The sequence below is a fragment of the Vibrio sp. 1069 genome (assembly GCF_033340555.1).
The window spans coordinates 291,109-310,796 of sequence record NZ_JAWOWP010000004.1 but is presented as its reverse complement, the minus strand read 5'-3'; the positions used below and the strand labels follow the sequence as shown (position 1 = coordinate 310,796).

General features: G+C 44.6%; 15 protein-coding genes. 7 read left to right on the top strand and 8 right to left on the bottom strand.

The window, feature by feature from the left end; translation table 11 throughout:
* The first annotated feature begins 5 nt into the window (after positions 1-5).
* Positions 6-1,418, top strand: coding sequence for a pyruvate kinase PykF (gene pykF, locus R7040_RS09460; RefSeq protein ID WP_005392243.1), 1,413 nt, complete (start codon positions 6-8; stop codon positions 1,416-1,418).
* Between the two features lie 157 nt (positions 1,419-1,575).
* A complete protein-coding gene (locus tag R7040_RS09455; RefSeq protein WP_080659233.1) occupies positions 1,576-2,262 on the top strand; it encodes a GntR family transcriptional regulator in 687 nt (228 codons plus the stop codon).
* A 54-nt stretch (positions 2,263-2,316) separates the two neighbouring features.
* Here the strand turns inward: R7040_RS09455 and R7040_RS09450 are convergent, their stop codons facing one another.
* From R7040_RS09450 to R7040_RS09415, 8 genes are all read right to left on the bottom strand, one after another.
* Positions 2,317-4,197, bottom strand: a complete 1,881-nt coding sequence (locus R7040_RS09450; RefSeq protein WP_054574259.1) for a GGDEF domain-containing protein — start codon at positions 4,195-4,197, stop codon at positions 2,317-2,319.
* Positions 4,198-4,307: 110 nt separating this feature from the next.
* Complete coding sequence (gene ilvN, locus R7040_RS09445) at positions 4,308-4,802, bottom strand: acetolactate synthase small subunit (protein WP_005379697.1); 495 nt, start codon at positions 4,800-4,802, stop codon at positions 4,308-4,310.
* 1 nt (position 4,803) lies between these two features.
* Complete coding sequence (locus R7040_RS09440) at positions 4,804-6,528, bottom strand: acetolactate synthase 3 large subunit (protein ID WP_005379695.1); 1,725 nt, start codon at positions 6,526-6,528, stop codon at positions 4,804-4,806.
* Between the two features lie 449 nt (positions 6,529-6,977).
* Positions 6,978-8,786 carry an AMP-dependent synthetase/ligase gene (locus R7040_RS09435; protein ID WP_033906039.1) on the bottom strand — a complete coding sequence of 603 codons (1,809 nt, stop codon included), beginning with the start codon at positions 8,784-8,786 and terminating at the stop codon, positions 6,978-6,980.
* A gap of 293 nt (positions 8,787-9,079) precedes the next feature.
* Positions 9,080-10,039: a LysR family transcriptional regulator CalR gene (gene calR / locus R7040_RS09430; RefSeq protein WP_005379693.1), complete on the bottom strand. Its 960-nt coding sequence runs from the start codon at positions 10,037-10,039 to the stop codon at positions 9,080-9,082.
* 553 nt (positions 10,040-10,592) lie between these two features.
* Positions 10,593-11,639 (bottom strand): MJ1255/VC2487 family glycosyltransferase, encoded by a 1,047-nt coding sequence (locus R7040_RS09425; RefSeq protein ID WP_054576647.1) that lies wholly within the window; start codon positions 11,637-11,639, stop codon positions 10,593-10,595.
* 3 nt (positions 11,640-11,642) lie between these two features.
* A complete protein-coding gene (locus R7040_RS09420; RefSeq protein WP_005379690.1) occupies positions 11,643-12,191 on the bottom strand; it encodes a phosphatase PAP2 family protein in 549 nt (182 codons plus the stop codon).
* A 152-nt stretch (positions 12,192-12,343) separates the two neighbouring features.
* Positions 12,344-13,141: an SH3 domain-containing protein gene (locus tag R7040_RS09415; RefSeq protein ID WP_047101941.1), complete on the bottom strand. Its 798-nt coding sequence runs from the start codon at positions 13,139-13,141 to the stop codon at positions 12,344-12,346.
* 517 nt (positions 13,142-13,658) lie between these two features.
* Between R7040_RS09415 and leuA the strand changes: the two genes are divergently transcribed.
* From leuA to R7040_RS09390, 5 genes are all read left to right on the top strand, one after another.
* Positions 13,659-15,206 (top strand): 2-isopropylmalate synthase, encoded by a 1,548-nt coding sequence (gene leuA / locus R7040_RS09410; RefSeq protein ID WP_005379685.1) that lies wholly within the window; start codon positions 13,659-13,661, stop codon positions 15,204-15,206.
* An 82-nt stretch (positions 15,207-15,288) separates the two neighbouring features.
* Positions 15,289-16,380, top strand: coding sequence for a 3-isopropylmalate dehydrogenase (gene leuB, locus R7040_RS09405; RefSeq protein WP_213893927.1), 1,092 nt, complete (start codon positions 15,289-15,291; stop codon positions 16,378-16,380).
* 110 nt (positions 16,381-16,490) lie between these two features.
* Positions 16,491-17,891, top strand: coding sequence for a 3-isopropylmalate dehydratase large subunit (gene leuC / locus R7040_RS09400; protein WP_005383069.1), 1,401 nt, complete (start codon positions 16,491-16,493; stop codon positions 17,889-17,891).
* 11 nt (positions 17,892-17,902) lie between these two features.
* Complete coding sequence (leuD, locus tag R7040_RS09395) at positions 17,903-18,505, top strand: 3-isopropylmalate dehydratase small subunit (RefSeq protein WP_005379679.1); 603 nt, start codon at positions 17,903-17,905, stop codon at positions 18,503-18,505.
* A 335-nt stretch (positions 18,506-18,840) separates the two neighbouring features.
* Complete coding sequence (locus tag R7040_RS09390) at positions 18,841-19,623, top strand: DUF547 domain-containing protein (RefSeq protein ID WP_170893667.1); 783 nt, start codon at positions 18,841-18,843, stop codon at positions 19,621-19,623.
* Positions 19,624-19,688: the final 65 nt, after the last annotated feature.

Below are 19,688 nucleotides of genomic sequence, written 5' to 3'. Positions count from 1 at the left end.
CTTCCATGAAAAAGACCAAAATCGTATGTACGATTGGCCCTAAAACAGAATCTGTAGAGAAGCTAACTGAACTAGTTAACGCAGGCATGAACGTAATGCGCCTTAACTTCTCTCACGGTGACTACGAAGAACACGGCACTCGTATCGCGAACTTCCGTAAAGTAATGGAAGCTACTGGCAAACCACTAGCAATTCTTCTAGATACTAAAGGTCCAGAAATCCGCACTATCAAGCTAGAAGGCGGTAACGATGTTGATCTAGTAGCAGGTCAAGAATTCACTTTCACAACTGACACTTCAGTTGTAGGTAACAAAGATAAAGTTGCAGTAACTTACGCTGGTTTCGCAGCAGACCTAAACGTAGGTAACACTATCCTAGTAGACGACGGTCTAATCGAGATGGAAGTTATCTCTAAGACTGAAACTGAAGTTAAATGTAAAGTTCTTAACAACGGTGCACTAGGCGAAAACAAAGGTGTTAACCTTCCTGGCGTTTCTGTAAACCTACCTGCACTATCTGAAAAAGATAAGAACGACCTTAAATTTGGTTGTGAGCAAGGCGTTGACTTCGTAGCAGCTTCTTTCATCCGTAAAGCGTCTGACGTTCAAGAAATCCGTGAAGTACTTGCTGCAAACGGCGGCGAGAACATCCACATCATCTCTAAGATCGAAAACCAAGAAGGTGTTGATAACTTCGACGAGATCCTAGAGCTTTCTGACGGCATCATGGTTGCACGTGGTGACCTAGGTGTTGAAATCCCAGCTGAAGAAGTAATCTTCGCTCAGAAAATGATGATCGAGAAGTGTAACCGTGCACGTAAGATGGTTATCACAGCAACTCAAATGCTTGATTCTATGATCAACAACCCACGTCCTACACGTGCGGAAGCAGGCGACGTTGCTAACGCGGTAATGGACGGTACTGACGCAGTAATGCTTTCTGGTGAAACGGCGAAAGGTAAATACCCTGTTGAAGCGGTAACTATCATGGCTCAAATCGCGAACCGTACTGACTCAGCGCTAAAAGCTGAACTAGGTTCTCGTCTAGACAGCCCACGTCTTCGCATCACTGAAGCAGTATGTAAAGGCGCTGTAGACACAGCTGAGAAACTAGCAGCTCCACTTATCGTTGTTGCAACTGAAGGCGGTAAGTCTGCACGTTCAGTACGTAAGTACTTCCCAACTGCAAACATCCTAGCGCTAACAACTAACAAGAAAACTGCTGCACAGCTAGTTCTAACTAAAGGTGTTACTCCAGTAGTTGTTGATTCAATCGAAAGCACTGACGCATTCTACGTAGCGGGTAAAGAACTTGCTCTAGAATCAGGTCTAGGTAACAAAGGCGATATCGTTGTTATGGTTTCTGGCGCTCTAGTTGCTTCAGGTACTACGAACACAGCTTCTGTACACGTGCTATAAGACTGAACTTTTAACACTTCAGTTTCTTGAGAAGGAGGGCTTATGCCCTCCTTTTTTATATGGCTTTCTTGCTCTCATAATAGGCTAATTGTATTATTTACCTCTATCAGAATTTCGTACTGTTTAATTTTATCGTCACGATTAAAGTTTCTATGAGGTGTATGTGTCTAGTCCCACTCTTACCGACAAAGTATTAAGAATGATCCGTCAGGATATTCTCGATGGCGAGCTTAAACCAGGTCAAAAACTCGTGGTTGCCGAACTCAAAGAGAAGTACAACGTAGGAGCGTCACCCATTCGAGAAGCATTGGTGCAATTATCTTGGAGCAAATACGTCAAACTCGAGCCGCAAAAAGGCTGCTGGGTTGCACCTGTATGTAAAGATGAGTTACATGACTTGTACGAAAGCCTGCAAATGGTCTCCGCATGCTTACTCAGTAAGGCAATTATGATTGGCGATGAAAAATGGGAACTGGATGTACTAACTGCTTATCACAAGTTATCCCGAGTAAAACCTGGCGAAAGCTTTTGTTGGAGGGAATGGGAAGAGCGCCAAAATCAGTTTCTTACTGCGCTGTTTGAAGGTGCTGGCTCTGTCAATATGTTTGGGTTTTTCCGCGATCTACTCACGCAAATTAAACGCTACCAATACTTCGCGATGCAGATTTTAGGCACAGGGAACCCTGGGCACTGTAATCTCGATGAGCAAGAAATACTGATGAAGGCATCGCTAGACAAAAAGAGTCAGGATGCTTTAGGTTATCTAGAGCGTTATTTGAGACAGTCAATACAGTGTATCGAAGCCGCCATCGACAACCAATGTCGCATACTGGCTAGCGAATAACGTTGAGACTAAAAAGCGGGGGTCTATCCCCGTTTTTTCGTTTTTGTAAAAGCACTAAGCAATATCATCATAACTATGACATAGCGATACGCAGTTACGCCCTGCACTTTTTGACTCATACAAAGCAATATCAGCACATTTATACGTTCTTGTACGATCAGAGGTTAAATCACTATATCCAGCACTGACAGTAATGCCTCTACCACTACGCATTTGAACCGCGACACGTAGCCTGTTCAATACAATTTCAGCCTCTTCTAGTGTTGTATGCGGCATAATCACTGCAAATTCCTCACCACCGACACGAGATACAAAGTCTGTGCTGCGGACTTCTTCTAGGAGGGTTTCTGCGACACTACAAATCACCTTGTCTCCTTCGTCGTGGCCAAGCTCGTCATTAATACGTTTAAAGTGGTCAATATCAAACAACGCCAAACAAGCAGGAGGGCTATCAGGATAGCGTTCAATAATCCCCGCATATTGCGCCAATTGCTCTTCAAATTTTCGGCGGTTCCACAACCCCGTCAAGCCATCTTTTTCGCTTAGGTTTCGTAATTTTTCTTCTAACTCTTTTTGCCCAGAGATATCCACCAGCGACGTAATGTAATAACTCACTTTACCTGATTTGGTTAAATTCGCCTGAATACGCATTATTGCAGTAAAGACTTGATTAAACTTAGTTCGACAACGAATCTCCCCTTCCCATACGTGTTCACTCTTCAGTGTTTTCCAGATACTCAGGTTTGCTTCGAGATCTTCAGGTAAGAGAATTAAATGATGTGCACTCCAACCTTGGGCATGCTTGGTTGAGTAACCCATCATGTTTTCAAACTCTTGATTAACCATGATGATTCTATGTGAAGCATCCGAGATCATCACCGCAGTCATACCATCAAGAGCAGCTCGAGCCAACTTCGATTCCATACTATGACGCCGATAATGCAGAGCAAGGGCTGCCGTCGGCAAAGTGAAGCCGAGCACCAAACTTAGAACAAAAAACGCTTCTTGGATTAAGTCATCAATATCCCTCTGAGCTCGGGATAATAACTGCTCATTGGTAAGATCAATAACCAGATGAAGAGGTTCGCTAGAAACAAACTGGATGGTGCGATACGCGACCAAATTCGAACCATTGTAAGCATAGCCCGAATCTTTTGAATTTAAACTACGCCAAATGTTTGGGTACATCCGGCCAAAATTAAATTGAGAGCGAGCGGGAATTATATGGCCATACAAACGAGCTGATTTAGGGCTATCAATGTAAAATCCGTCACTCTTAATCAGCTCAATATGGAAATCAAGCACTGACGAATAGTTGAGTCGAGAGGATAAATAGTCAATATCAACATTAAGCACAAGATACCCTTCGCGCTTTCCGTTAAGCGAAATAGGCATCAAAATACGCAGTGACGGACTATAGGGATAGACTAACTCGCCATACTCTCGTTCTAAACCTATCCCCCACGAAGCGATTTCGCCATCGTCTAAGTTCTTAGCGAATTGAAAGTAATCTCGCTCTGACTTATTTTGCAATTTGATCGCGGGCAACGCAGCGCCTGTTTCAATCTCATAATTAATCCTCACTTTTTCTCGACCAGAAACATCAAGAAAGCGAATTTGCTTATACAACTTTTGATTGATTGCGACCGAGATCCACATGTCTTCTAAGATGGAACGGTTCACCCGGTTAGGTTGGCGCAGATATTCATACAGACTTTGGCTGTGACCAAGTAGGTCACTGATCGTTTCGATTTGATCCTGAATATTGCTGTATTCACGGCCAGTATAGGCCAATTGATGTAACGCTTCTTGAGCGGTGTTCTCAACATTGTTTTCTAACAACGTCAGATATTTCTGATAGTAGTAAGCGGCAGTGAGTGCACTAAAAAATAGTGCTGTCGCCAATAAGGTGCCGACTCGCTTAGGTACTTTCACACGTCTAATGCCTATCATGCTTACTAAAACGACAATTATATCATTAATTGTTATTTTCTAAACAAAAAAGCCACTTAGATTAAGTGGCTTTTCTATATGCAATCAGAGAGTTAAGGTTTGAGGGCTCGCTCTCCTCGCGCAATGCCAACGACACCACTACGAGCAACTTCGACAACCTCGGTCACTTCGGATATCGCTTGAATGAAGGCATCTAGCTTTTCACTCGTACCCGCAAGTTGTACGGTGTATTGGGAAGCCGTGACATCCACGATCTGGCCACGAAAGATGTCTGCCGTCCGCTTCACTTCTGCTCGCGCAAAACCACTGGCTTTCACTTTCACCATCATCAGTTCACGCTCAATGTGCTCATACTCGGTGACTTCTTGCACTTTCAGCACATCGATCAATTTGTGTAACTGCTTCTGAATTTGTTCCAACTGCATCTCATCAGATGTCGTGGTAATGTTCATTCGCGACAGGGTTTCATCATCAGTCGGTGATACCGTCAAAGATTCAATGTTGTAACCACGTTGAGAGAACAAACCAACAACACGAGACAACGCTCCCGGTTGGTTTTCCAATAGCAATGAAATAATGTGTCTCATATTAAGTTCTCTCCGTTTTGCTTAGCCACATTTTATCCATACCCTCACCTTTGATTTGCATCGGGTATACGTGTTCGGTTTCGTCTACGTTGATGTCCACAAACACCAGACGATCTTTCATATCCAACGCTTTTTGTAGCCCTTCTTCGAGCTGATCAGGCGTTTCGATACGAATACCGACGTGACCATAAGCTTCTGCAATCGCTGCAAAGTCAGGAACAGAACTCATGTAAGAATTAGAGTGACGACCTTGATAAATAATGTCTTGCCACTGTTTTACCATGCCTAAGAATCGGTTGTTCAGGTTGATGATCTTCACTGGAATGTCGTATTGCATGGCTGTCGACAATTCTTGAATATTCATCTGAATACTGCCGTCACCAGTCACAACCACGACCTCTTCTTGTGGCATGGCAAACTTCACGCCCATGCCAGCCGGAAGACCAAATCCCATGGTGCCAAGACCACCAGAGTTTATCCAACGGCGCGGCTTATTGAATGGGTAGTACAGAGCCGCAAACATCTGATGCTGGCCCACATCAGACGCCACATATGCGTCACCATTAGTTAGCTTGTGCAGCGTTTCAATTACTTGCTGTGGCTTGATTCGTTCTGGAGACGTTTCATAAGACAAGCAGTTACGGTCACGCCATACTTGAATGTCATCCCACCATGCGGTGATAGCATCTTGATCATTTCCACTACCTTGCTCTGCAAGCAGCCCGAGCATGGTTGTCAGCACTTTTTCCGCAGAACCTACGATCGGCAAATCCACTTTCACGTTTTTCGAGATCGATGACGGATCGATATCAATATGCATCACTTTTGCGTTTGGGCAGTACTTTTCAAGGTTGTTGGTTGTACGGTCATCAAAACGCACACCGATACCAAAAATAAGATCCGCTTCATGCATTGCCATATTAGCTTCGTAAGTGCCGTGCATACCCAACATGCCCAGTGAGTTTTTATGTGTACCCGGGAATGCCCCCAAGCCCATCAAAGTACTCACTACTGGTAGGTTCAGTTTGTCGGAAAGCTCTAAAATATGTTCATGGGCGCCAGAAATCACCGCACCACCACCGATATAAAGCACTGGTTTTTTCGCTTCTAATAGCGATTTAAGCGCTTTTTTAATCTGACCTTTATGGCCCGAAGTTGTCGGCTTGTAAGAGCGCATTGAAAGCGTTTCTGGATATTGATAAGGCAGTTTGATTTGCGGGTTCATTACATCTTTTGGCAAATCAATCACAACTGGACCAGGTCGACCTGTAGTCGCGATATAAAACGCTTTTTTGATTGTTTCAGGAATATCTTCCGCTTTTTTTACTAAAAAGCTGTGTTTGACCACTGGGCGGGAGACACCGACGATGTCACACTCTTGGAAAGCATCATTACCAATTAGGCTATTCGGTACGTTACCCGAGATAACGATCATTGGGATAGAGTCCATATACGCTGTTGCAATACCCGTAATGGTATTGGTCGCGCCCGGCCCCGAGCACACAAGTACGACACCCGGTTTACCGGTAGCTCGAGCGTAACCATCTGCCATATGAGTGGCGGCTTGCTCATGCCTTACAAGTACGTGTTTGATTTGATCGGTTTTGGCATGCAGTGCATCGTAGATATCCAAAACAGAGCCACCTGGGTAGCCAAAGATCTGCTCTACGTGCTCTTCTATCAGAGATTGAACCACCATCTCTGCGCCTGACAACATTGCTGTCATAATTGCTCTCCTTAGCCAGTTTCCTCACCGTAAGGTCAACGGATTGGTCTGGTTTTACATAGTCTAGGTCTTATTCGTAGCCTAATCGAAATACTTCCACGTTTTCGGCTATGTCTTGCGTTCGTCATAACATCCCGCAAGGTTACCCAACAAATGTAACGTTTTATTATCAAAGGGTCTAATGAGAGATTGGTCTACTTTTTAAACAAGATACTAGTAATTAGAATGTTAGTAGGAATAGCAGCCACACATCTCCTATTTCACAGTACAACCTAAAAAGTTAACGCTCAAAAAAAGAACATTATTTCATAAGCTTTTAGCTACAGGGTGCGAAATAGCGTTATTTGACGAGCAGAACAGAAAAAATCAATACAAACAAAAATCCCCAGCAATGCGCGATCACATCACTGGGGATTTTTTCATCAATATAAAATCTAAGTCAGCTTAAGTTACTTTTTATCCGACTTTTCCTTATACATTTCTTCAATTTCATCTTGGTATTTGTCATTGATGACTTTACGACGAAGTTTTTGAGTTGGCGTTAACTCACCATCATCCATAGAGAAAGCTCTTGGTAACAGTTTAAACTTCTTCACTTGTTCAAACTTTGCCAACTCTTTTTGAAGATCGTTCACACGCTTCTCAAGCATTTCGACCACCTGGTGGTGCTTAATCAACTCAACGCGATCGTGATATTTGATATTCAGCTCTTTCGCGTACTCTTCTAGCGAATCATAACAAGGCACGATAAGCGCAGAAACAAACTTACGAGTATCCGCAATGACTGCTATTTGCTCGATAAAGTGGTCTTTACCAATCGCACCTTCAATCATTTGTGGAGCGATGTATTTACCACCTGAAGTTTTCATCAACTCTTTGATACGGTCGGTGATGAACAAGTTGCCATTTTCATCAATGTAACCAGCGTCGCCCGTTTTTAGGAAACCGTGCTCATCAAAGGTCTTTTCCGTCTCTTCTGGCATTTTGTAATAGCCACGCATCACCATTGGACCACGAACCAGAATCTCGTTGTTTTCGCCGATCTTAACCTGTGCGCCAGGCATCGACATACCAATAGAGTCGGGGTTAAAACATTTATCATCCCAACACGATACTGTCGCCGTGGTTTCAGTCATGCCGTAGCCCAACTTAACGTTGATACCAATCGCATGGAAGAATCGACCGATGGTTTCATCCAGCTTTGCACCACCACAAGGCATAAAGTTGATTTGCCCGCCAAGTAGCGCACGCAGTTTGCTCAGAACCAACTTATCCGCCAAAGCGTATGACTTACGCAGCAAGAGCGATGGCTGACGTTTTTCTTGATGACAAGCGGCCATTTTTGCGCCCATGTTGACTGCCCAAGTAAACATGATCTTACGATGAATCGGCGCGCGAGACACTTTCTCGTGAATCGCAGAGAAGATCTTCTCATAGAAACGCGGTACGGCACACATCACGGTAGGTCGCACCTGGCTCAGTGCATCACGTACTTGCATGGTGTCTTGCAAATAGCAGTTGGTCGCCCCTTTGTACAATACATAAAAGGTCCAAGCGCGCTCAAATACGTGTGACAGCGGAAGGAAACATAATGACACGTCACTTTGAGAAAGGCTCAAGCGCTGATCGTGCCCTTCCAATTGCGCCGCAATGTTTGCGTAGTCCAACATAACGCCTTTTGGCTGGCCTGTTGTACCCGAGGTGTAGATGAGCGTGAGTAGATCATCTTCTTTTGCCTGATCTAAACGCGCATCCAATTCAACTTGATATGTAGTGTCGCCTTTGGCAACAAATGCTTGCCAAGAGATAACGAAATCATGATCGCCAAGTTCTATATCATCAGACATCGCAACAATGAGCTCTAACTGTTCGCACTGGTCGAAAATGCTCACTGCTGCATCAAATTGAGGCTGTTCACCAACAAACAGAACTTTGACGTCTGCATTGTTAATGATGTACGCCGACTGGGCGGCAGTATTGGTTGGGTAAATAGGTACTGTCACGCTGCGTAATTGCAGTGCTGCGATATCAGCGATCGTCCATTGCGGCATGTTGTTCGAGAAAATGCCGATCTTATCTTGGACTCCTAATCCCTGAGCCAAAAGTGCAAGTGATAAAGCATCAACTTGCTGACCAAATTGCGTCCACGTAATACCTTGCCACTCCTCACCCACTTTATGCTTGAGTGCAACGCGTGTACCACCGTTCGCAATTTGTTCACGAATACGTTTAACGATATGAAAATCTAACTTGGCCATTCTTTTACTTACCTTTTGGCTTACAGGCGTAAGCTAATTGAGCGAACAAGTGTACTCACGGCTTGCTAAAACGCAACTGACCAGTATCAAACTTATCACTAATAAGAGACAACTATCACTTATACGTCGCGAACGTACCTCAAATTGCTGAATGATTACTCTATTTAACTTACTGTTTCGATTGTTGATTACGAAAACAAAAAGCCCCGAGAGACAAAAATCGCTCGGGGACCAATGAATTGTAAAAATTGATGATTACCAATATGGTCTAATCGAGAAGACCAAACGTCATCTTATTTTGCGGCAACGACTTCACCACAAGTGATCATCAGTTGATCGCGCAGCCAAATGTGGCCTTTATCTTTTTCACTTGATTCATGCCAGCTTAAGAATCCGCTGATTTCTTTGTTCGCAAATGGGAAATCAAGAATTTGCAGTTGATCGCTGTTTACCGCATTTTCCGCCATCCAACGTGGTGCAATAGTCACAAGCTCAGATTGACCCACCACGTATAGTAGGTTGCTTAAACTAGAACCTTCATACGCCGCTTGGCAATCCAGTTCACGGTACGCTTGCTCTGAGAAACTACGTTGGCCATGCACTTTCGATAACTTCGCATGCTTTTCGTTAAGCAGTTGCTCAGCCGTCACACCACCTTGAATGCGTGGGTGGGTTTTTGATGCGATAACCACTAATTCATCTTTGAAGATTTCAGTACTTGAGAAACCTTGCTCATCAAAACGAGCGTAGTCGATCACGAAATCAATTTCTTGGTAGCGCATACGCTCAGACAACAAACGGTCAAATTCTGCATCTAGGTGAAGCTGAACGTTTGGTGCTTGTTGATTCACTTTTGCCATGATCTTCGGAGCAAAACGCATGTCACAAGGGCTGCAAATCGCAAGCTTGAATAAGCGAGTCGAGGATTCTGGTTGGAATACAGAGCTAGGAAGTTCATTGCGAATCAGCTGCAGTGCTTGGCGAATAGGACCAAACAGTTGACGTGCTCGTTGCGTAGGCTGAATACCACGGCCTTGGCGCATGAATAGCTCGTCGTTAAACATCACTTTTAAGCGTGCCACGGCGTTACTTACCGCCGGTTGAGACATGCCTAGGTTATGTGCTGCACGAGTAATATTTTGCTCTTGCATTACAGCATCAAATACAGTCAGTAGGTTTAAATCTACACCACGCAAAGTGCTTTCCATACGGTAGCTAGCAATTGCGCTCATCGCGTCTTTCTTCTCTAACATTGAGTGCGCCTCTTTTGTAATCGTCAACTTTGTTCATTAAATTCATAACGAATAGAATCCCATCTCGCACAAAAGACGGCGGCTGGATTCGAATCATTTTACGAATAGATAACCTAACTTTTTATTATATTTATCGTCCGGATACTTCCGGCTCGAACTGTACTATCAACTAATCGATTGCGGTTTCGCAACTAGATTGATATTTAATCAGTAAATTTTAGCCAATTAGGTATTTATTTATTAAATAACAAAGACTTGATAAAAACATAAAAAACTATAAAACACGTAAAAATGCATTCTTTGAGGACGTATTTAGCAAATTGATAGGACAGGCGGTCAACACAAGCATGCATTTAGCTCAGTTATTAGTTGGAATAAGAACAACAGATGACAGCTATATCTCTGATTGAATTTTGCACTTATCAGTCAAATTATCAGCAAATACACACTGAATAGAAATGAGAGAGGAAGAATAAAAATGCAGCCTTCTAAACAGAAAGGCTGCAACAAAATCGTGTCAAAAATGGAAGGAACAGTGTACTGAACAACGTACTTAAATGTTCGACACGTAACTTGGAAAATCAACCTGCTCCCACAGTTGTCTGGATAACTCTGCTTTTGAATCCCATGCACCTTGCAGTACCCAATGAACAATAGCCTGAGCAACATCTGGGTATTTCACACTTTCGGCTTGTTGCTCCTTTAGCCACTGGCGTACTGCGGAAATGTCTAAGCTCTCCATCGACATCGCAAGCCCTAAATCTTCTAAGGTCGCAACATTGCTCTGCTGCTCGAATTGACCCGCGAGTGGCTTTAGTAACAATTTTTTCCCCAAAGACAAGGCTTCTGAAGGAAGCTCAAACCCACCATTAGCAATGACACCACTACAGCGATGCAAATGATGCTGGAAGTTGCTGTGGCATAAAGGGCGCAGTTCTATGTTTTCTACCTGCTCACATTCGATCACATCCGGGTGATAACAGATAAACGCTTGTTGATTAAAGTGGAACAATAAGTCCGAGATATCTTCTATCGATTCGAACGGCAGATACACCAACACGAAGTCGTCGTTTTCTGCTTGGCTATCGACGGTATGCACTATTGGTGGTAACAAAGGTTGATCAAAATGATGCCAATGCAAACCAAGGTGATGTTGAGAAGGCGCAAAGTATTCAATGACGGATTTATCTAACCAACTTGCTCCCTTTAGTGGCACCGGATAACGGAAAGCATTTTGGTGGCTAATACCAATAGAAGGCTTATTTTGTTGTCTCGCTGCCCACGCAGTCACAGGTTCGAAATCATTAATGATAAGATCGTAGGACGACAGATCGAGTTGCTTAACTTCTTTGAAAAACTGCACCAAATTGTTATTCAATGCTGTTTTCGCGTAGTTTACAGAGCCTTTTTCGGTAATAAAGGTGAAGCCTCGGCGAGTCTGGTAATCGCCAAATGCTTCCATTGAAAAGTATTTTTCCGGCGCTCGCCCAGAAAACAAAAAGTTGACCTCAACATTGTGCTCTTTAAACGCATGACTCATCGCCCTTGCGCGTGCAATATGTCCGTTTCCTGTCCCTTGAACACCGTACAAGATTTTCATCAATTAGCCTCCTAACATCGCAATCGCTAATCCACCACAAAGACTGCCAAGCAGTGCACCAATGATGACATCGGTAAAAAAGTGCACACCCAATAAGATTCGCGCGGTTCCGATTAAACTTGCCCAAAAGAATGCAGCAACGCCTAGGCTCGGATAGAAATGGTCAATCAGCGTCGCCATGACAAACGCAGCGGCAGTGTGTCCTGAAGGAAGACTGTAGCGATCGGAGGGAGTAATAAAAGCAGGAAGGAGTGCACTAAGCTCTTCAGGGCGACGACGCTTAAAACTATTTTTCAGCGTCCAATAAATTGGTAGCTCGATAGCAAAAGCAAGTAAACCCGCCAGTAAAAACCAGACTCCTTGCTCCTTATCTAAATACCAAGCTAATAAACCCAACACCAAGTAAAGATGCCCGTCACCACTGTGGGAGACTCCTTTGCTGATATTGGCGACTTGTTGATTAAAACGGTGCTTAAGACAAACACTAGAGAGCGCTAAATCAAACTTAGCAATGGTTGCAATTGGCTGTGTAATTGTCTCTATGGTTCGCATGTGACCTTTCCTTACTTTGACAACGCCTTTGTGTGAAAAGTAGGAGGTTTAGGTGACAACAGCATGACGGGAATTTGGACAATTAATGACAAAGGCCAAATTAAGGTGTGCCCAACAATTTATCTATTGGGCATAACCATAAAAATAGAACATTAAGAAGGGTTTGCTGGTTGCGGTTGAGGGGTGTCTATATACCAGACTTTTCTCTTCTTGCGGCAGGCGCGCAAAGAGCCCGTCGTCATGTCGCCATCTTTTGTAAGCTCATAGCTCAGTGAGCGGCAAGTATAGTTTCCCGACAGTTCATGCTCTATACTCGTTTGCTCCGTTTTACTCGATTTAGGCTCTAGTAGAGGGTTAGGCTGAGTAGATAAAATGTCACGATTTATCACATTGCTGCGCGCATAATCCTTATGGACATAACCTTTTATCACTCCTTTCTGTTCAACGAGAAACCAAGGTTGATCAACCACTTTTGCTAGCACATTAAAGACTTCCCCTTTCGATAATACGCCAAGCTTTGCCCCTTCAAGACTCGGTTTAGAGCGTAGGTTTAATGTGGTCTTAGAGCGGTAAGAAACATCCATAAACTCTACTGGGTTTGAAGTATCGACACCTTCAGTGGTTGGTCGGAAAACTTCCGCTTGCTGTTTCTCACTAGGTTGAACGCGGATCTTCCACCAAGAATACGTTTCCGGATCTTTACCTTTAAACTTATTTCGGCTGTCAGACTCAAGGGCAACAAGCATCTGATTCAAGAACGATTCACGTCCCTCATAACTCAAAAATCGATCCATTTGATCATTGATAACCATGACGCTCTGCGAGTGATCATTCATAACAACGGGGGAAGCCACTTCCACATAGGTCTGCGATTGAAACAGCTGACAACCCGACAAGCTGACCAGAGTAAATACTATGGCTGAACGTCCAAATTGTTTTGTTAACCTCATTCTTTCCCTAACCCTTATTTCTTTTACCTAGTGCAACTGCACTACTATAAATGGTCATTCAAAACTTTTGCCAAACAATTCGGACCTTTGTGTGACAAGTCGCAATCCCGATGCTTGTTTTGGTAATGAAACGTCGCAAACTTGATGAGAACTTACTTCTTCTAGCACGTTTCTATCGCATCATGTCGTTTCACTTAGTGCATCATTTTTTTCAAGCAAACGAAAAGACTCATCCGATATGAATAAAAAATCGACTTTAGGGTTGACGCGCTTCATGGAGTGCGGTACTAATTTGTTAACTTAATTATGTGGAAAGCTTAACAACTATGTCAGCGCATTTTTCTATCCTGCTTAGCCTCCTCCTGATCGTGACCAGTTCGCGCGGGTAGGCTGTGGAAGAAAAATAACCACACCAATTTCTAAGAACCCGCATGAGAATGCGGGTTTTTTTATATCTAAATACTGGAAGTAAACGATTCACTTGCGCAAAAGTGCAGAAATCAGGAAGGAAGCAAACATGAACGATCAGGTCATTATATTCGACACCACATTGCGTGATGGCGAGCAAGCGTTGTCAGCAAGCTTGACGGTTAAAGAAAAACTGCAGATTGCCTATGCGCTGGAAAGACTCGGCGTTGATGTTATCGAAGCTGGCTTCCCAATCTCTTCACCAGGTGATTTCGAGTCTGTACAAACCATCGCAAAAAACATAAAAAACAGTCGAGTTTGTGCCCTTTCGCGTGCCGTTGCGAAAGACATTGATGCTGCCGCTGAAGCATTAAAAGTGGCTGACCAATTCCGTATTCACACGTTTTTAGCCACTTCCACCATTCACGTAGAAGACAAACTACGCCGCAGCTACGACGATGTACTAGAAATGGCAGTCAACGCCGTTAAACATGCACGTAACTACACTGATGATGTCGAGTTTTCTTGTGAAGATGCTGGTCGTACTCCAATCGACAACCTATGTCGCATGGTAGAAGCCGCCATCAATGCAGGTGCGAGTACAATCAACATTCCAGATACCGTTGGCTACACCGTACCAAGTGAGTTTGGTGGGATTATTGAAACCCTATTTAACCGCGTTCCGAACATTGATAAAGCGATCATCTCCGTTCACTGTCACGACGATTTGGGGATGTCAGTTGCCAACTCTATTGCCGCCGTTCAAGCTGGCGCACGTCAGATAGAAGGCACGATCAATGGCATTGGAGAGCGAGCGGGTAACTGTTCACTTGAAGAGATCGCAATGATCATCAAGACTCGTCAAGAGTTTTTGGGCGTTCACACTGGCATTAAGCATGATGAAATTCACCGCACCAGTAAGTTGGTTAGCCAGCTATGCAATATGCCTATTCAAAGCAACAAAGCAATTGTGGGTGCAAATGCGTTTAGCCACTCTTCAGGCATCCACCAAGATGGCATGTTGAAGAATAAGAATACCTACGAAATCATGACCCCTGAGTCTATTGGCCTAAAAAACCAAGCTCTGAACCTAACCAGCCGCAGCGGTCGCGCTGCCGTGAAGAGCCATATGGACACCATGGGTTACAACGAAGACGAGTACAACCTAGACGCACTGTATGCGGATTTCTTGAAACTTGCTGACCGCAAAGGCCAAGTGTTCGATTACGACCTAGAAGCCCTAATGCACTTCTCGAACTTGCGTGAAGAAGATGACTTCTACAAATTGAGCTACCTAAGCGTGCAGTCTGGCAGCGTAATGGCCACCACCAGCATCAAAATGCAATGCGGTGATGAAGAAATGTGTGAAGCAGCGGTCGGTAATGGCCCAGTTGATGCGCTATACCAATGTATCTACCGCGTGACAGGCTACGACATCGTTCTGGATAAATTCGACCTAACCGCGAAAGGTGAAGGTGAAGATGGTTTGGGTCAAGCAGACATCATTGCCAACTACAAAGGTCGCAAATACCACGGTACGGGTGTTTCCACCGACATCGTTGAGGCTTCCGGCCAAGCATTATTGCACGTTATTAACAGCATTCATCGTGCAGATAAAATCGAAGAAATGAAGCAGAAAAAGATTGCGACTGTGTAATAACAACCGGGCTACACGGCTCAGGAAAGAACACGCTCGTTGAAATAATTAAGCTCAAAATTAGAAAACTTAAAGGATTAACATGACAGACAAATCGTACAAAATTGCCGTCCTACCCGGTGACGGCATTGGCCCGGAAGTAATGGCGCAGGCACATAAAGTATTGGATGCAATCGAAAAGAAACATGGTATTGCGTTTGAGCGTGACGAGCATGATGTAGGTGGTATCGCGATCGACAACCACGGTTGCCCACTTCCAGAGAGCACAATAAAAGCATGTGAAGAGTCTGATGCAGTCCTATTCGGCTCGGTTGGCGGCCCTAAGTGGGAGCACTTACCACCAAACGACCAACCTGAACGCGGTGCCCTACTTCCACTACGCAAACACTTCCAACTGTTCTGTAACTTACGTCCAGCGCAAATTCACTCAGGTCTTGAAGCTTTCTCACCGTTACGTGCAGACATCTCGGGTCGCGGCTTTGACATCGTGGTAGTCCGTGAACTGACGGGTGGTATCTACTTCGGCCAACCGAAAGGTCGTGAAGGTGAAGGCGCAACAGAAAAAGCATTTGATACTGAGGTGTACCACCGCTTTGAGATCGAACGTATTGCAAAAATCGCTTTTGACTCTGCTCGTCTACGTCGCAAGAAAGTGTGCTCTATCGACAAAGCGAACGTTCTACAAAGCTCTATCTTATGGCGTGAAGTAGTCGAAGAAATCGCAAAAGACTACCCAGATGTCGAGTTGTCACACATGTACATTGATAACGCGACTATGCAGCTTATCAAAGACCCTGCTCAGTTCGACGTAATGCTGTGTTCAAACATCTTCGGCGACATCATTTCTGATGAATGTGCGATGATCACAGGCTCTATGGGTATGTTGCCATCAGCAAGTCTAAACGAAAGCAAATTCGGTCTGTACGAGCCAGCAGGTGGCAGTGCACCCGATATCGCAGGTAAGAATATTGCTAACCCTGTGGCGCAAATCCTATCAGCAGCACTGATGCTGCGTTACAGCCTAGGTGAAGAAACTGCGGCGCAAGACATTGAAGCCGCAGTATCAAAAGCACTTTCAGCTGGGGAGCTAACGGGCGATCTTGCTGGTGACAACCCTGCGCTTACAACATCTGAGATGGGCGATAAGATCGCTGAGTACATCTTAAACTCGTAATACAGAACAGATTCATAATAAATACTAAATCCTCTATCCACCAATGACTTACCTCTAAGTCATTGGTGCTAAAACAAAGCAACAAGGATAACGAGGAAAGGAAGCAAACAATGGGCAAAACACTATACGAAAAAGTCTACGACGCACACGTTGCCGTCGCAGCAGAAGGGGAAAACCCAATCTTGTACATCGACCGTCACTTGGTACATGAAGTGACGTCTCCGCAAGCATTTGACGGCTTGCGTGAAAAAGGTCGTAAGGTGCGTCAGGTCAGCAAAACTTTTGCCACCATGGACCACAACGTTTCAACAACCACCAAAGACATCAACGCATCCGGTGAGATGGCTCGTATCCAGATGGAAACGCTATCGAAAAACTGTGAAGAGTTTGGTGTTACGCTTTACGACATTAACCATAAATATCAAGGTATTGTCCACGTTATGGGCCCAGAGCTTGGTATTACCCTACCGGGAATGACCATTGTTTGTGGTGACTCGCACACGGCTACACACGGTGCGTTCGGTTCTCTCGCTTTTGGTATTGGTACATCTGAAGTTGAGCACGTATTAGCAACTCAAACGCTAAAACAAGCGCGCGCTAAAACGATGAAGATCGAAGTGAAAGGCAAAGTGGCTCCGGGCATCACGGCGAAAGACATCGTGCTAGCGATCATCGGTGAAACCACAGCTGCTGGCGGTACAGGCTACGTGGTTGAATTCTGCGGAGAAGCGATCACCGACCTTTCAATGGAAGGCCGTATGACCGTATGTAATATGGCAATTGAGCTAGGTGCGAAAGCCGGTTTGATTGCACCAGATGAAACCACGTTCGAATACATCAAAGGCCGTAAATTCTCACCCCAAGGTGCCGACTTTGATGCAGCAGTAGAATACTGGAAAACATTAAAAACGGACGATGATGCTCAGTTTGATGCAGTCGTGACACTAAACGCAGCGGATATCAGACCACAAGTCACTTGGGGTACTAACCCAGGCCAAGTGATCGCAGTAGATCAACCGATCCCAGCACCAGAAAGCTTTGCCGACCCAGTAGAAAAAGCATCGGCAGAAAAAGCATTGGCTTACATGGGCCTAGAGGCAGGCAAGTCATTGTCTGACTACAACGTCGATAAAGTCTTCGTTGGTTCTTGTACTAACTCACGTATCGAAGACATGCGCGCGGCCGCTGAAGTAGCGAAAGGTCGCAAAGTCGCGCCTCACGTTCAAGCGCTCATCGTTCCTGGCTCTGAGCAAGTAAAAGCGCAAGCAGAAGCGGAAGGCTTGGACGTTATCTTTAAAGAAGCGGGCTTTGAGTGGCGCCTACCAGGTTGCTCGATGTGTCTAGCAATGAACAATGACCGTTTGGGCCCACATGAACGTTGTGCGTCTACTTCAAACCGTAACTTTGAAGGCCGCCAAGGTCGTGATGGCCGTACCCACCTAGTGAGCCCTGCGATGGCAGCGGCGGCAGCAATTGCTGGTCACTTTGTAGATATTCGTGAACTAGACTAAGGAGCAAACAAATGTCAGGCTTTAAACAACACACAGGCTTAGTTGTTCCTCTAGATGCAGCGAACGTTGATACTGATGCCATCATTCCAAAGCAGTTCCTACAAAAGGTCTCCCGCCTAGGGTTTGGTAAGCACCTATTCCATGACTGGCGCTTCCTAGACGATGCTGGCGAACAGCCAAATCCAGAGTTCGTGATGAACGCACCTCGCTACCAAGGCGCTTCTATCTTGCTGGCTCGTGAAAACTTCGGCTGTGGCTCATCTCGTGAGCACGCACCGTGGGCACTAGCGGATTACGGCATAAAAGCGATGATCGCACCAAGCTTTGCCGATATCTTTTACGGCAACTCGATCAACAACCAAATGGTACCAGTTCGTTTGACTGAACAAGAAGTGGATGAAATCTTCCAGTTTGTTGAGGCAAATGAAGGTGCAGAAGTCGAGGTCGACCTAGAAGCGAATGTGGTTCGCGCCAACGGCAAAGAGTACAGCTTTGAAATCGATTCGTTCCGTCGTCATTGCTTGCTAAACGGTTTGGACAACATTGGTCTAACCCTTCAGCACGAAGATAAGATTGCCGAGTACGAAGCGAATATTCCAAGCTTCTTGCGTTAAGACGCGTTAGTAAATACACAAATCAAGGGCTGGCAATTGTCGGCCCTTTTAATGTTTTGGGTAACTGTTCTCATATCGCTTTGCTTACAGAATACCGAACGCCTCTGTTGAAATTCGTCATCCTGAACAGCGACGAAGGAGTGTAATTCAGGATCTACTGCCAGAGCGCACTGTGCAGATTCATACTGTCTTTACTCAAGAGTTTGTGGGTATTAGATTCCTGATATCGCTTATGCTCCTCGGAATGACGGCGAATAAAGACCACTGATTACTGAAAGAAAACAAGCACTAAACTGGTCTACACTATCAACAATATCTCATTCAAAGGTATCTCTATGAAGCGTCTGTTATTGCTGTTGTGTGCTCTGGTTTCTTTCTCGACATTTTCCGCTCCAAAATCCGACTTATGGCCATATTGGAAACAATCGAATCAAGCCAACCAAACCCAAATTTCTCATCAAGAATGGCAACAACTACTCGATACTTATTTAGTTGAACAAGGCGAGAATACCTTGTTTCGTTACAGCCAAGTCTCCTCTGTCGATAAAACCAAGCTGAAACAATACATCCAGCGTTTGGCAAAACTAGACCCTCTACAATACAGCCAAGCAGAGCAATATGCCTATTGGGTAAACCTTTACAACGCCATCACGGTAGATCTTATTTTGGATAACTATCCAGTCGAATCAATCACCAAGCTAGGTGGTTTATTTAGCTTTGGTCCTTGGGGAGACGATGTGGTCGTGGTCAACGGGAAGGATCTAACTTTAAACGATATTGAACATCGAATTTTGCGTCCAATTTGGAATGACCCAAGAACGCATTACGCCGTAAATTGTGCAAGTTTGGGATGCCCTAACCTACAAGCTCAAGCATTCACTGCTGACAACACGCAAGCTCTACTGGATAGTGCCGCCAAAACATTTATCAACAGCAGCAAAGGCGTATCTATCCAAGGTAACACGGCACAGCTGTCTTCTATTTATGATTGGTTTGCAACGGACTTTGGTGGAGAAAAACAAATCTTCAAACACATCGCAAAGTACGCACCGCAATACAAAAACTTCTCTGGCAAAGTGAAATACGAATACGATTGGGACTTGAATCAAGCCAACTAAACTGGGGGGATGTGAGGTCAATTAGCATTAGGGACATAATAGGCCAAAAGCTAAAGACACCGGCA

Coding starts and splice junctions, on each gene's coding strand:
- pykF (WP_005392243.1), top strand. CDS start 6: ATGAAAAAGACCAAAATCGTATGTACGATTGGCCCTAAAACAGAATCT.
- ilvN (WP_005379697.1), bottom strand. CDS start 4,802: ATGAGACACATTATTTCATTGCTATTGGAAAACCAACCGGGAGCGTTG.
- R7040_RS09440 (WP_005379695.1), bottom strand. CDS start 6,528: ATGACAGCAATGTTGTCAGGCGCAGAGATGGTGGTTCAATCTCTGATA.
- R7040_RS09435 (WP_033906039.1), bottom strand. CDS start 8,786: ATGGCCAAGTTAGATTTTCATATCGTTAAACGTATTCGTGAACAAATT.
- calR (WP_005379693.1), bottom strand. CDS start 10,039: ATGTTAGAGAAGAAAGACGCGATGAGCGCAATTGCTAGCTACCGTATG.
- R7040_RS09425 (WP_054576647.1), bottom strand. CDS start 11,639: ATGAAAATCTTGTACGGTGTTCAAGGGACAGGAAACGGACATATTGCA.
- R7040_RS09420 (WP_005379690.1), bottom strand. CDS start 12,191: ATGCGAACCATAGAGACAATTACACAGCCAATTGCAACCATTGCTAAG.
- R7040_RS09415 (WP_047101941.1), bottom strand. CDS start 13,141: ATGAGGTTAACAAAACAATTTGGACGTTCAGCCATAGTATTTACTCTG.
- leuA (WP_005379685.1), top strand. CDS start 13,659: ATGAACGATCAGGTCATTATATTCGACACCACATTGCGTGATGGCGAG.
- leuB (WP_213893927.1), top strand. CDS start 15,289: ATGACAGACAAATCGTACAAAATTGCCGTCCTACCCGGTGACGGCATT.
- leuC (WP_005383069.1), top strand. CDS start 16,491: ATGGGCAAAACACTATACGAAAAAGTCTACGACGCACACGTTGCCGTC.
- leuD (WP_005379679.1), top strand. CDS start 17,903: ATGTCAGGCTTTAAACAACACACAGGCTTAGTTGTTCCTCTAGATGCA.
- R7040_RS09390 (WP_170893667.1), top strand. CDS start 18,841: ATGAAGCGTCTGTTATTGCTGTTGTGTGCTCTGGTTTCTTTCTCGACA.